The organism is Bacteroides luhongzhouii (genome assembly GCF_009193295.2).
Lineage (GTDB): Bacteria > Bacteroidota > Bacteroidia > Bacteroidales > Bacteroidaceae > Bacteroides > Bacteroides luhongzhouii.
This window is the reverse complement of record NZ_CP059973.1, coordinates 5,687,964-5,703,560: the sequence shown is the minus strand read 5'-3', so window position 1 is coordinate 5,703,560 and position 15,597 is coordinate 5,687,964. Positions and strand designations below refer to the sequence as shown.

At 39.6% G+C, this 15,597-nt stretch carries 5 protein-coding genes; all 5 read right to left on the bottom strand.

Annotated features, from left to right (window positions below; translation table 11 throughout):
* Positions 1-5 precede the first annotated feature (5 nt).
* Complete coding sequence (locus tag GD631_RS21770) at positions 6-3,065, bottom strand: SusC/RagA family TonB-linked outer membrane protein (protein ID WP_143257810.1); 3,060 nt, start codon at positions 3,063-3,065, stop codon at positions 6-8.
* A 114-nt stretch (positions 3,066-3,179) separates the two neighbouring features.
* Positions 3,180-6,200, bottom strand: coding sequence for a DNRLRE domain-containing protein (locus GD631_RS21765; protein WP_143257811.1), 3,021 nt, complete (start codon positions 6,198-6,200; stop codon positions 3,180-3,182).
* Between the two features lie 27 nt (positions 6,201-6,227).
* Positions 6,228-8,486, bottom strand: coding sequence for a sialate O-acetylesterase (locus GD631_RS21760; protein ID WP_143257812.1), 2,259 nt, complete (start codon positions 8,484-8,486; stop codon positions 6,228-6,230).
* A 95-nt stretch (positions 8,487-8,581) separates the two neighbouring features.
* A complete protein-coding gene (locus tag GD631_RS21755) occupies positions 8,582-11,449 on the bottom strand; it encodes a glycoside hydrolase family 2 TIM barrel-domain containing protein (RefSeq protein ID WP_143257813.1) in 2,868 nt (955 codons plus the stop codon).
* Positions 11,450-11,544: 95 nt separating this feature from the next.
* Positions 11,545-15,558 carry a hybrid sensor histidine kinase/response regulator transcription factor gene (locus GD631_RS21750; RefSeq protein ID WP_143257814.1) on the bottom strand — a complete coding sequence of 1,338 codons (4,014 nt, stop codon included), beginning with the start codon at positions 15,556-15,558 and terminating at the stop codon, positions 11,545-11,547.
* Between the last annotated feature and the right edge of the window lie 39 nt (positions 15,559-15,597).

Here is a 15,597-nt window from a genome sequence, read left to right as displayed (position 1 = left end):
TTTTATTAGAATGAAACATTAATTCCAAATACATACTGTTTTGATTCAGGATATGCACCCGGTGTCAACTCCGGACTATAAGACAAAAAGTCTGTAAATGTCAGAAGATTGGTTGCTGTAGCATATACTCTTAATTTCTGGAGCTGGAGTTTTTTTATCCAGGTTGTCGGGAAAGTATACCCCAGCTGTAAGGTACGTAAGCGGATATAAGAAGCATCCTGAATTGCCAGGGAACCATGATAAGTGACATTTGTGTTATGACTAGGTCGCGGAAATTCGTTAGAAGGGTTGAATGGGGTCCAGTAATTTACCTTCACGCCATTTAGTTTTCCCTGTAAAGAACCACCGCTATTGGATTCGGAGAGATAGCCATTTCTGATTTTACGACCGGACACACCATACCAATCCATATAGAAATCAAAACCTTTCCATTTGAGAGTTGTATTTAGGGAGAGTGTGAAGTCCGGATCTCTGGAGATAGGTGTACGGTCATCAGCATTTATTTTTCCATCGCCATTTACATCTTTAATCTTTACAGATCCCGGAGCAACATTATCTTCGCGTGTCAAGGCTTTATCAGCTATACCATCGCCATCGGTATCAATTGTCGGTTTCAATGTATATTCCAATTTGCCATAAGCATTTCGTTTGATATCGAAATCTTCATACTGATAGATACCGTCTGGTAAATAGTCATAATAAACATGTATAGGTTTACCTACAAACCAACTATTACCCGGTTGGCTCAGCGGTTTACCGTTTTCATCAACCTGATTGTCTATCTTTACTATTTCATTTGCATACTGACTGAAATTAGCCCCCAAACTCCATGTAAAATCCTTTGTACGGAAGACGTCACCGTTGATACTGATATCAATACCATGTGATTTGGTTTCTCCCAAATTATCAAGCATCTGTTCATATCCTAAGACAGAGTTTATTTCACGCTTAACGATCAGGTCTGTCGTTCTGGTATTATAGTATTCAATTGTACCTGACAAACGATTGTTGAAGAAGCCAAAATCAAGACCTATATTGGCTGTGCGTGATTGTTCCCACTTTAAATTAGGGTTTGAAAGCTCTTTTCCGGGAAGATAACCCATATATGAGTTGTCACCGAATTCATAGCGTTCTTGATCTGTTAAACCAAGTGTTGTATAGTTGCCAATTCCATTTTGGTTACCTACAATGCCATAACTCAAACGAAGTTTTAAATTATCGATCCATGACACATTACGCAGGAAACTTTCTTCGTTTGCACGCCATGCCAGGGCTACAGAAGGGAATGTACCCCATTTGTTGTTCTTGCCGAAGCGGCTTGAACCATCTCGTCTGATAGCTACATTCATAATGTATCTATCCATAAAGATATAAGAAGCACGTCCCATGAAAGATACTAAGTTATTTTCAGAGAATGTTCTCGTAGGTGTGCCGGAAAATTGACCGTTGGATATAAAATCCCAGTCCATGTCTACAGGTAAGTCACTGGTAGCATATCCCAGTCCTTTCGTTTGAGAATGGTCTACTGACTGTACGGCAGTAAGCGTTAGTTTATGCTGTTGTTTTTTTATCGGAACCTCATAAGTGAAGATGTTTTCTATCAGATAATTTCTCTGTTCGTTATTGGTTAGTTTGGCAGTTGCCCCTCCACCGGGATAATTGACACCTTTCACTTCTCCATCTTCTTGCTGTCTGTTATAGAAAGAAGTATTTAAACGATAATTAAATCCTTTGAAAGGTTTCAATTCCAGGAAGATATTGACACGGTAGCTGTTATTCGTTATTTCGCGTGCATAATTCTGTGCTCTGTAAAGTGGGTTTACATCGTTGGCTGTGTCGATATATTTGGTATAACTACCATCTGCATTATATACTTTAGCCAGCGGAGTACGGGTAATGAACTCCGTAAAATTTCCATCTTCACGTTCACTTTTGGATAATGCGTAAGAAGTATTCACTCCGAAATTAGCCCATTTGTTCACTTTATAGTCTACATTTAGGCGGAAAGCAGCTTTTTTATATCCCGAACCGGTCGTTACCATACCGTCTTGATCAAAGTAATTGAGGCCGGCTGAAACACGGAGTTTATCAGTTCCGCCACGTACGGTTAAATCATGGTTCTGGTAAAGGGCATTCTTCAACATCAGATCTTCCCAGTTGACAAACTCTCCATTCGCCCAGACTTCACTCATTATTTCGTCGCTCAAAGCCTCAGAAATAGAAATTTCGCGGGCGTCAATAATGCCTTTATCGTTTGCCATTGCTTCTCTTCGCAGCATCATATATTCTTGTGGAGAATAAAAATCGAAGTTACGCCATAAAGACTGAATACCTACATAACCGTTATAATTCACTTCCATTTTACCTTGCATACCACGTTTGGTTGTTACTAGAATTACACCGTCGCTGGCCCGTGCACCATAAATGGCTTGAGAAGCTGCATCTTTCAGAATTTCGATAGACTCAATGCTTTCCGCACTTAAAGTACTGAATTCTTCACTACTTGATACTGAACCATCAATAACGTACAATGGCGTGTTTTGTGCACTGATAGAACGGTTTCCACGGATGGTGATGGTAGGAGCAGATCCGGGCCTGCCTGATGAACTTGTTACATTAACTCCCGCTACACGTCCACGGAGCATATCTCCCACATTTCCTGCCGGGAAACTTTTCATTTCATCGGTCTTGACGGAAGCAACGGAAGTGGCGATATCGCTTTTCTTTTGATAACCGTACCCCACTACCACGATTTCTTCCAGTAATTTAGAGTCTTCGGACATGGTTACATTGATAATTTTCCGATTACCTACTTTATGCTCTTGATCTGCATAACCTATATAGGAGAATACAAGTGTGGCATTGGAAGGTACCTCAATAGAATATTTTCCATTCATATCGGTAATCACACCGGTTGTACCTCCTTTCACATGGACATTCACACCAATCAATGGGCTTTGTGCATCAGACACAACACCTGTCACTCGTACATTTTGCGCATGTATGCCTACCATAATCATTAGAAAAATAGCCGGCAAGATTAGTTTTAATTGATTGTTTTTCATTTATACATAAGATTTAATTATTGAATATGCTGAGCAAAAGTCTTCAAAAAAAGAAATATAATATAAGAGGATTGTACGAAAAGAGAGCAAAATCATACGGTTATCTGTTTTATGTTACCAGATAGATAATATCGGCTTATGGTTAGACTCTTTCGTATCCAAATAGCAACTTTTACCATTGTCCGAATCATCACCCAATTGTCGGAGCTCCCTTATCAATACGAAAGTGATCTCTTTCTGTTTACACTTACGTATCAGTTTAGTAACATCGAGCTGATGATATGAAGCATTTTTATTGACTACGATTTCTCCCGCTACATGTGCGGTGTTCCCTACTTGGGTTATACGCATTTGTTCCCTATCCAGGTTAGGAGCGTTATTCCAATTTAAGGACATTTCATTCCAATCGCAGTTGTCTAAGGCATAGACATGGAAACGATATGAATACTTGTCCGGCGAATTACCATAAATCTGCAGTAGTGCCGCATTTATATTATCTACTTTGGATAAGTCGAATTTGATGTAGCTGACCTGATTGTGATTAATCTGTGAAGCGTTCATTTCTACACTCATCTTTTTTATTTTGCCAAAGTTCTTTTCGCTATTACTGCCATTTTTTATAGTAGCGTCTGCTGTAGCAATCAAAGTGCAAGGCGTATTTTTGCGAGCGGGGATAGTAAGAAGCATCACACTTTGAGCCGGTAGTTCGAACGATAGTTGTCCGTTTTCGGAAATTTCTTTTGACCACACCACTTCGCCATAGGCATCCGCACTTACTTTTTCGGCAAATACCTTTGTACCGGTGGGGAGGTTTAATGATTTTAAATTCAAAGTCAGCGTGTTTGGCGAGAGTTTACGTTGTACAAGCCATATATAATATCGCATTTCTTCCGGGTTGTAAGAGGTTAATGCATCTACCTCATTATCGGGGACTGATTTTACCGTTTCCAATAGCGGCCGTTCGTCCTTAAAACCTTTTGCAAAAAGCCGGACTACCTGTCCCGTCCGCTGAATGCCACTTATATCATAAGATTCCGGGATGTTTTTTACTGATTCTTCATCAAACAATTTTATCTCCCTTACCTTGATACTGCCCTTATCGGTAGCAATAAAACGAATTCTCGAACTTGTCACAGGAGTCTTAAATAGAAAGAAAGATTGCGTATAGCGAGCATTGTTTTCAATCGTTTCTTCAATATCTTTCCAACCGGTACCCTCCCAATATTGCAACCGGAAATTCTTCACGCGGTCCGGACCTGTGTAGACTCCGTATTCCGAGCCGGTATAGACTACGGCCGCACCTAAAGAATAACTCTTTCCCAAATCTATTTCGAGGCATTTCTTTTCGTCTGTATTCACAGATGTCCACATGGAGGCGTCGGTCTTGTTGCCGTCGGTGATCACTTTCACTTGTGCAGGATGTGAAGAGGTCAAATCAATGACTTTCTTCCCCAATGCTACGTTGTTGTAAGCATCTTCTACGATTCTCTTGCCTTGCCAGATAAAATGATGTCCCGATTTAATGCCACGCGGATAGGTGTTGCTGGTTGTGTTGGCAAATTTGAAGGCCCACATACCATACCCCTGGTTAAGAGTATTGTTGGTATATTCACCTGCCCATTCGGTAAATAGGGAAGGGGAGTCCATCGTCTCGTATTTGTCAATGAGATAGGCATTCATCCAACGCCCGGTTTCAGTATACACTATCGGAAGAGAGCGGTTTAAAGGATGATTATCTACTATGATCTTCCGTATGTCTGAAACCTTGGATACATATCCTGCTGCCGGAAGATTATAAGAGTGTGTCGAGAATATGTCCAGCAAGTCTCTGTCAGAAGGTAATCCCCGATAATCGATACGCAAGCTTTTCACAACCTCCGCCCACCAGTTTGCGTTGGAGCCTGCCGTAACAGGACTTACAAAACGTGATTTCAGATGCTTTCCATAGAGTTTGTTTACGTCCTGTATAGCACAATATATAGCATCTGACACAATTTTCATGGCATCTACATATTGTGTGATTTTCATCGGACCGGAATGTCGGTGATTAGGTTCGTTCTGCATGGCGAACATTGTCACGTCACCTGTTTTGGCTGCATAAAATGCCAGGGCATAAAAGCGTTGCCATTGTTTCCATTTATTGCTCCATGTATGGTCAAAGTCTGTTGAATTCATCTGTAGGACTACGTCTATGTTCAAGCGTTTCAATTCAAGTAAAGCATATTCAAATACCATTGAATTGGTTGAGAATTGTTGTTTGCGGCATCTTTCCAAAATCGGTTTCCATTTGATGAAGTTATTTTTTTCAGGATTACTCCGTAATTCATGTTTGTACGCTTCAAACTCTTCTAGTGTATTCAAGTTCTTCTGATAATTTACTGCCTCTTCGGGTACATAATCATTCATGGATGTCCATACGCGTAAACTGTTTACATTAGAATATTCAAGCCAACCTGAGATGTTGCTGCCGGGCATATAATATCCTTGATTGTAAGCCACGTATTTCATGGTATTGCCTATCACATTTTTATTGACTGTTACAAGCATGTCCTTAGGAAATTCTTTATGAACTCTATCTGGCAATTCATTCCGTATAACAGGAGCAATCATATTTTTCTTTTCTTTGCCATATACTTCAAACTCATTGATGGTAACAGGTTCCCCATCAGTAGAGATTAGTCGAAGCTGGAAAGTAGTAAGCTGTGGGGTAAATGTAAATTCGATTTTATCCAACCGGTTCTCCGTACATTCCGTATTAGGCAAGTCTGTCCAGTTTGCATCGTCCCAATACTGAATTTTGAAGTTCTTCATCGCCCAGAAGCCGGGAGCTTGTCCTTTCTCTTGTTCCGTCTTTTCCGGTTCAGGAATTCCCGTGTAGATAATTACCCTGTCGATATCATAATATTTTTGCAAATTAAGATCAAGAATATGCGGAGTACGAGCGCCTTTGGCACTTGTCCAGGAAGATTTGCGCGAAATAACTCCGTCAGTTACATTGGATGCAGGAAATTCTTTTTGTTGTGAAGAAGCTATTACCGGTTTGTGTAATGCCACATTCACATTATCAGCAGATATACCCACGAAAGGTATAACCATGGCTCCATAAACTAAAACCAAACATTTTCTAAGGTACATAAATCTTTTGTATTTTATGGTATGTATTTATTCTTCAGAGTAACAAGCCTTATAAGCAGCTTCAGCATATCTTCGGCCCAGGATTATTTGGCTGTCTGCACTGAAGTGAGGATCATTCTCGTCAATCAAGGGAACTAACTCTTTGGATGACACACAATAAGAATAAGGAATATGTTGGGGAACTGTTCGTAGCATTTCATTGAATGCTTCTGATGTGCCGTTTATCCTCCATTCTGCCAGTTCACCTACAATGAACGGGAGTTTGGCATTATTTAAATCTTTGCGCAAATTGGCTACCAGTTCTTGTAGTTTCAATATATATGTCCCTGGGACATTACTGTCGCTTTCTCCCTGGTGCCAGATAATGGCTTTCAGTGTACCGAACTTCATTGCCTGACGTATACGTGACAGAGCTTCATCATAATAATTGTCTTTTGCCCCTTTCATCCAAGAATTGATAGAACTGCCTCCACGGGCATTTACTACCAGTCCTAGCGGACGTCCGGTTTTATTTGTAATTGCTTTTGCGAATGAATAAGCAGGCCCCACTCCTTGTAAATCCAATCGTTTGCGAATCGTAGAATATTTGTTCAAAGGATTACGTGCCGGTTCCATCCCGCCAGCGGGAGTAAGCAGATACGTATTCTTAATGTTACTTTTATAGTTATTTGTGATGTATCCCCGTCCTGCCATATTAGACTGGCCGATGAAAAGAAACAAATCAAGGTCAGGTAGTACCGGCGCCGGATTAACATATACGCCTTCCGTTGCTAACCGATACTTGTCTGTACGGAAGGGAAATGCCGGAAAGCCTTCTTTATTAAATAAGTTCATATCGGCACTATTCACCCAGAGGTAACGGACATCCACGGGATTTGTCACCAGATTATTTTTCACCTTTACTTGATTTTTGCCTACGATTATTGCTTCAGCAGGATAGAACTTACCATCTTTACCTGCAACAGTGAAGCCTGAAAGTGTTGCTGCTTTGTCTTTATTAACGAGCCCTGTACCGGCATTGGCAAAATCAAGTAACAAAGACCCATCGGCAGTTTTCGTCATCTTCTTGAATTCCGGCCCCTGGCAAACAACTTTTTTACCGTAAACTTTTCCTAGTGCTAATTGAGATAACCGCCAGCCTACTGTGTCTTTCACTATGGGATGAATGTCTTTCGGATTACCCTGATCGAAAGCGACAACCATTGCTGTATTTTTTACATAGTGCGAGGTGAGATATTGCGCTTCACGTAGCTCATACCAATAACGTGTTTTCGTTTCGAATCTAGGTAACTGAATAAAGAGAAAAGGAATATCCCCCTGTCCCCAAGCAGTTCTCCATTCATTTATCATGGCAGGAAACAATTTGCGGTATTGCGCTCCGCGGGCTGTGTTTGACTCTCCCTGATAAAAGAGGAAACCTTTCAATGTGTAAGGAATAACAGTGTTTAGCATTGTCTCGGACAACCCTATCGGTCTATGGAAATTCTTTCTTCCCATAGGTTCCACCGGTTTGTCTATATACTTCTTTTGTTCCGCGCTCAACTGGTGATATTCTGTCAGACTTGAAACATAACGGTTGTATAATTTTTCGTACCCATCCGGTCCGTAAGATCTTATTATACTATCATAATTATTTACTATCGGCTGGAAGTCTTTGTCCGACATCAGTAATGTCCTGCTTGTCCAGGCCTCTACCGTGGTTCCTCCTACCGGAGTCTGAATGATACCGATAGGAATATTCAACTCTTTATGTATGTTCCTGGAAAAATAATAAGCGATAGCAGAAAACTCCGGTGCTGTCTGCGGTGAACATATCCTCCATGATGCTTTGGACACTTCCTGTTCCGGATAGAATTTCCTCGGTACTTTATAATAACGTATTTGTGGATAGTCGGCCGAACTAATTTCCTTTTGAGCATCTTTTACTCTGCGTAAAGCGAATTCCATGTTCGACTGACCACCCGCCAACCATACGTCACCTATTAAAACATCTTGAAAACTAACCTTATTATTACCGTTTATAATGTCTAATTTATAGGGTCCTCCGGCTTCTCCAGTCTTCAATGTTACTTGCCATTTTCCTTGAATGGCTTTTACTTTCCGAAGTTGCCCTGCAAACCGGACCTCAACCAGTGAGCCGTTTTGAGCTTCTCCCCATATCTTTATTATGGCATTTCGCTGCAACACCATGTGGTCCGTAAAGACATCTGCTACCGTAAATCCGTCAGCTGCAAAGGACAGTATTGTTATCAGTGATAAAAATAAAGAAAATAATATGCGTTTCATAGTTTGCCTGATTATAAATTCATTGGCAAATATCCTGCTTTTGTATATGATAAGATATAAAAATCGTTCTTTTAAGAAGCAACATTGTACGGAAGTTACTTTGGGGATTTCTTTATTATAGTCTTTAATAATATGGTACGCCTGTCTCCTTTCAGCGTCACTTTCATCTTGTTTTTCAGATGAGAGATATTCGTTCTGATAATCAACTGTTGTTTGGGTTGGATGATATACTTTTCCCATGTTCCATCCGTGACCGAAAGACTGATGTTAAGAGGCTCGTCTACCGGATTCTCCAATACAGTAACCATAGTCTTTGCCTTTCGAGGGAGTGCCAGATAAAAGTAACCTTCGCCAACGGTTGAAGATTTATCGACAATGGGGCTACCTCCACGTGAGAAAGTAAATGGAGCCATCGGACGTCTGCCGTATGTGACATATTGCACTCCCGGTTTCGAATTCCAGCCTCCATAGGAGCCTGCATATTGATATCCATATTCATCAACCTGTACTTTATACTTAGGTAATTTTTCCTGTCCTTCTGGAATGATAGGGATCGTATTCACCATCAAACCGTTACAGGGAGCATTAACTATCCCCCGTTCAGAGGCATAGTCTCCCCAAATAATGGAATCGTTTACGGCTACATACCGTTCATGCTTCTTATTGACAGTCATATACTGAATCATGTTGGAAAGAAGTTTGTCGGCTACAGGATCTACTTCGCAATGGTCTATCAAGTCAAATCCGGATAAAAGGATAGAACCTTTCCCCACAAACAACTCGGACAAAGCCGTACCAGCCAGGGCACGGCTATAGTTGGCGAGAATTGCTACATCCTTTATTGAAGACGATTGCAGTTCATAACCCGTATTTACAGGATAGATGGCAGGGAAACCATTCTTTGATTCATCATAGGAAGTATAGTCAGACCATAGTCTGAACATACGTGGAGTCAATCCTTTGAAAATTGGATGATAAGGACGTTCCAAATTGATATTCATGCCGTCTTTATATGCTAGAGACGGTGACAAATAAATCGGGTCATTATTACTATGTTCCAGAAATTTTATCTTTACGGGCAACCAGGATGGGTTGACGGTAGCTTGATTCTGTTCAAGGCAAATAATGCGGCCGCCTTTATTGACATACACTTTCAATTCTTCGGTTTGTCTGTCAAGGTTATCATCCCACGAATCTTTACCGATAACAAAAGTGGAATTCTTTGGAAGTTTAGTCAATGAGGATGTCTTTTTCACGGAATATCCCTTTCTTTGTAAACAGTTCAATGTCTGTTGTTCCGGGGTAGTATCATATACAAAAAACGTTGTTTCTGTGTCAGTCGGGTTGCTCCAATCTTTTCCGGCAAGAAATAATTCGCTTTCGTTATATGACACCTTTTTACCTTTGGAATAAATCTCTCCTTTTAATAGATAATTTCCTGTGGGTAGATTCTGTGGGATATTGATAGTAAGAGGTAATTTATCGGTTCCATAATAAGGTATAAAAGGGAATTCATTTTCTCCCGATATCACTTTCTTGCCTTCATGCTCAATCCACCAATGCAGGCGGGCATCGCTCAATCCATTACCGTAATCATCGTCATTCACTACGTGTGCCACTACCGATAGCTTCTTTCCTGCATATACTTGTGATTGCCAGTTTTCCCAACTCAATAATATAGGCTGATAGCTAAGCTGATACTGCCTAGCGACCGGTTTAGGTTTCATCTCGGCAAAAGAACTTACTCCGTCCCAATGGTGAAATACAATTGTGAAAGGCATGGTGCCAGCCAGACAATCATTCTGGCTTCTCAAGCGACGGAATAGCTCCGTTGCATTTTTCAGAACAAATGCCTGATAGGCCATGGCGGCTTCTGCTTGTTCCGCATCAGGCAAATGTCCAGTCCAGCACTTTTGAGAACCGGGTTGTTTGGTTCTCGAACAAAGGTTAAAGCGTCCGTCTATACCGGTATAGTTACCCACGCATTCCGTGAAGGTGATGGGCTGTACTTTTCCCGGATTTTGCCACATATCCTTGTCACGCATATTCAGGTAGGTGAGGAAAGAGTTATAGTACCATCCCCAATACCTGTGTACGTCATAGATATCTGCTGATTTCCCTAGACCATAGCCGGCATTACAAATATACAAACGGGTACTATCCCATTTTTTAAGTTCTTGATACATTCGAGTAAGAAAATCCCTGTATAAATCCCCCACTTTTCCTTCGTAGGGCATTTCATTGGATAAAATATAAATTACCACAGAAGGATGGGAGGTAAACGGACCTAGGTCTATTTCTTTATAGGTTTTAAGTGACAGTTCGAAATCCTTTGGGGGAGCTGTTTTTGTTGCATGTTTGGGACGGCCGTACCGACCGGCAAATATCATCATTCCTTCTTCGTCACATACATCCATCCAATTTTGGTTGTCGGGGATACGAATGATATTTATATGAAGGCTTTTCATATATCGCACATAGTCACGTGCAAACTCTTTACTTCGCTCTAGTTGTTCCGGTATACCACGTTCCGGTGGGTTTATGGCATTGCCTCGCAGGTAGATTGGTTTGTCGTTTAAATAGAAGGTACCGTTATGCATCTCAAATTTTCTGAATCCTATTCTCTTCTGAAAAGTTCGCTCCCCTGCTTTTAGTGTAAGATCATAAAGTACAGGTGAAACCGGACTCCATAATTTCGGAGTTAATTGATCCGTAGCCAGTATAACTGTCGTATCGGTTTTATGAGTAAAGAGATATTCTTTTGAAAAGTTGCATAGTTTCTCTTTATTCTGTGAGCCGACAATGGTAGCATCAAGCAATAAATGTTCACCCGCTTCCGCTGATAAAGTTACTTCTATTTTGACACTATTGTCAGTGGTAATAGGAGTTATTCTTTGAATATCGGCAGCAACCGATAATAATGGGAATAACAGACAAAAAGCACCTAATAGTTTTGTTCTCATAGTATTATTATTGTATTAAAATGGATTATAAATTTATTCCGTGATTGGTGGATTCAACTAAAAACAGCACTAATTATGATCCACTTGGAAAGTGCTTATTCGGAACCCTTTTTTTCTTCTCCCTTTTGGAATTGTGCCGGTGTTATTCCGAACAGTTCTCTGAATCGTTTAATGAAATAACTTGGAGAGTTGAAACCTACTTCATAAGCTATTTCCGAAATCGTCTTAGTATCTGACTGAATCAGCAGCATTTGTGCTTTTTTCAACCTGACGTTTAAAATAAAATCATTCGGCGTCTGTCCTGTTATTCCTTTTAGTTTCAGGAATAACTTGGTACGTCCGATGTTTAAAGCCTGCGCGAACATGTTTACATCAAAATTAGGATTATCGATGTTCTGTTCAATACAGATCACACATTGTTCCATAAATTGCTGGTCTGCACCATTGGTTGCCAAAATATCTACATTGTTATCCATTTGTTTAGCATATTTTTTCTGTAACAGCTTTCTGCCGTTTACCAGGTTATTACAACGCATAAACAAATGTTTCACATTAAAAGGTTTAGTGATATAGTCATCCGCGCCCATTTTTAACCCTTGTATAGTGAATTCTTCTGCGGTTTGTGCTGTAAGTAGGATTACAGGTATGTGCGAAGTTTCAAAATTACTTTTTATCATCCGGCACATTTCTATTCCAGACATCTTGGGCATCATGATGTCACTGAGCACGATATCAGGTTGCACTTCTTTGGTTTTTTCAAAACCTTCTTCACCGTCTTGGGCTTCATAAACCGAGTATACTTTGGAGAATAAACGTACTAACAGTTCTCGTAATTCTTCGTTATCTTCGACAATCAGTATTTTACTCGAAGGTTCTTCCATCCTGTCGAAGTTTTCATCCTCCGGTATCTCTTCCGTTATTTTTTCATCATCCATCTTCAGTAATGAAATGCAGTATGAATCAATATCAGGAGTCTCCACTTTTTGTGAAACCGAAATATGGCTGTCTCCCAAAGGTAACTCAACGACAAATGTCGTCCCTTTCCCTTCCCGGCTTCGGGCACCGATTTTTCCTTTATGCGCTTCGATAATACTTTTTGCAAGCGCCAGGCCAATACCTGTGCCTTTCTGGTTGTCCAGACTGTCTACTTGATAGAAACGGTCGAATATCTTATTCAGATTTTCCTCGGCAATGCCTATTCCCGTATCTGAAATAAGTATCATAACGCTGTTCTCATACTCTTGTACCGATAATGAAACCGTACCTCCCAAAGGTGTATATTTAAAAGCGTTCGACAACAAGTTATAAATAACCTTTTCCAGTTGCACTACATCAAACCATACATCCAGTGAACGATCTTTATTAAAGTATTCGAAAATAATCTGTTTGCCTCTGGCGTATTCCTTGAAGGACAAATAGATTTCATCCAGAAACGAATAAATATCCTGCTTGCTGTATTTAAACTTCTCGAATCCCTGTTCTTGTTTTCTAAAATCAAGAAGTTCAGTAATTAAACGTTTCATACGTAGCGTATTTCTATGTATGCCTACTAATTTGCCGTATACCAACGGTTGAATATCATTCCGTTCCATTAGCATTTCCAACTGACTTACAATCAGAGTAAGCGGAGTACGGAATTCATGTGATATATTGGTAAAAAAGCGAAGTTTTGACTGGTTCAGTTCTTCTATCTGCTTTTTTTCTTTCTTCTCATATTCGAGCGAGGCTCTCAATTTTAGTTTGGAAGAATAGAAACTTACTATTATGTATATAGAAATAATTATTATAATGCCATAAAGGCAGTACGCCCATGTCGATTTATAGAGAGGTGGTTTTATCACAATATCTATCTCCTTACAAATACTTTCCCTTCCGGAGTATTCTTCAGAGCTTTTTATTATTAGCTTGTATTTACCCGGATTCAGGTTTGTGTAAGTGATCCCTTTGCGATAACCGGCACTCATCCATTCTTTATCAAACCCTTCCAGTTTATAGTAAATCCGATTTCTTAATACTGATACATAGTTTGATAACGAGAAATTAACTGTGATGATGGAGTGGTTATGGTTCAGAGTGATTTGCGGTTGATATAAGATTGACTCGGAAAGGATGCCGGAGCCGTCATTGGGTAATATGAGTTTATTGTTAACTTCCAATGAAGTAAAGTTCAGCTGATAAGGTTTAACATAAGAATTCAGTTCTTTTTCGAAGAAAGAGATCATCATCTTAGGTCCGGATAGGAATATTTCATTATCATGGGCGACAAACAATCCGTAAGGATTCAATGCTGTCATCGGAAAACCATTTTGTTTGTTGTAGTTATAAAAACGTTCGTTTTCCATGTCAAACCGGGAAAAACCCTGATTACTTGCTATCAAAAGATAACCGGAAAGAGATTCGTTTATATCCAGAATATAATCGTTAATCAAATCTGAATTTTGTGAGTTGAACGATTTGAATGTATTTGTTTCAGGTTGATATAAAAATATCCCGTCTCCGGAAGAACCAGCCCATATATTCCCTTTTTTATCTTCAAAAAGTACGTTTATAAGGTTGCTTCCTATGACTTTTTCGGAAGTGTTGGGAACAAAATATTCATCCCGTTTATGAGTCGCTATATTATACTTTACCAGTCCCAGATAATAGGAAAACCACAAATTGTTATGCTTGTCGAGATGCATATCAATGATTTGCCTGTTGTTGAGTTTGCTATCCGTTAATAGTTTGGTACACTCTCCGGTTTCCGGATTAAATAAACCGATGCCGTTGTGGGTAGCCAGTAGCAAGTTCCCTTTATATGGAATAATTTTCCGGATTATATCATTAATCAATGTGTTCTTTTTTCCGGGAACATGTCTGTAGTTGGTAAACTTCTGTGTTTTCAAGTTTAACTTATCCAATCCACCTTTTAACGTTCCTATCCATAGTATCTGATTCTTTTCATCCAGATATAAAGCCTGAATTGTATTGGATGCAAGTGAATTACTTTGATTACTGTGTTTATATTCGATAAAGCTTTTGGTCTTTCTATCGAGATAATTCACTCCTCCACCTTCTGTTGCAATCCAAATACCACCTTTGGAGTCCTCTTTCATTCTTCCGGCAAAAGGGGATGTCAATTTACCTTTTTGTGATTCATCGGGATAATAGTAAGTATAGATTTCATAATCGGGATTAAAAAGGTTGATTCCACCGTAGTAGGTACCTATCCAGAAAGTGCCTTGCTGATCTTTCATCATACAAATGATGGAAGAATTGCTTAGGCTATAAGGCTTGTTGTCTTCACTGTAATGAGTAATATTGTTGACGATATCCAGTTTGTCCAAACCTTTAAAAGTGCCTATCCAATAATTGCCCCAGTTGTCTTCAACGATACAACGGATATAATTGCTGGAAAGTCTGTTTTTATAAGGTCCGTCTTTATAGTTGATTTGTACGCCATTTCTGTCCAGGCGGAAAAGTCCGTCATCCTTAGTTCCTACCCAAATATTCTTTTTGGAGTCTTCATAAATACAGGTTATATCTTTCTCGGGAAGATAATTAAGCCATTTCTTATTACTATCTATCATGTACAAGCCTTTATTCATCGTTCCTACATATAAATTGCCCTCATGATCTTCAGTAATGCATGATATGCGTGCACTGTCCAGGTGGTAATAATACTCTAGTTTATCTTCTGTTCGGTTGTATGTAAACAATGAATCTCTCGTACAAACCCATAACTGGGAGTTACCGTAGTCAATGGCCTGGATATTGTTATTACGGATAGTATGGAAAATGTTTTTCCTAATATCATATTCTACTACAGCATATTTGCAACGGATATAAATATGACCGTTTTTATCGCCACAGATAGTGCCTATGTTATTATTGTACAAGCTGTTTTCATCATTCTCAATCGGGCGGAATATATGGAAATCAGTACCGTTATATCGATTCAGACCATCTTTGGTTCCTATCCAGATAATACCGAATTCATCTTGATAAATAGACGTGACTGTGGGTTGTGAAATGCCATTTTCTACTCCGATCGCTTGGAAGTGTATATTTTGTCCAAACGCAAGAGTAGAAATTAATAATAAAAGAAATGGAATATACTTCTTATACATACAATGGACTCCTTTAATACAAAACAAACTTATGAATTA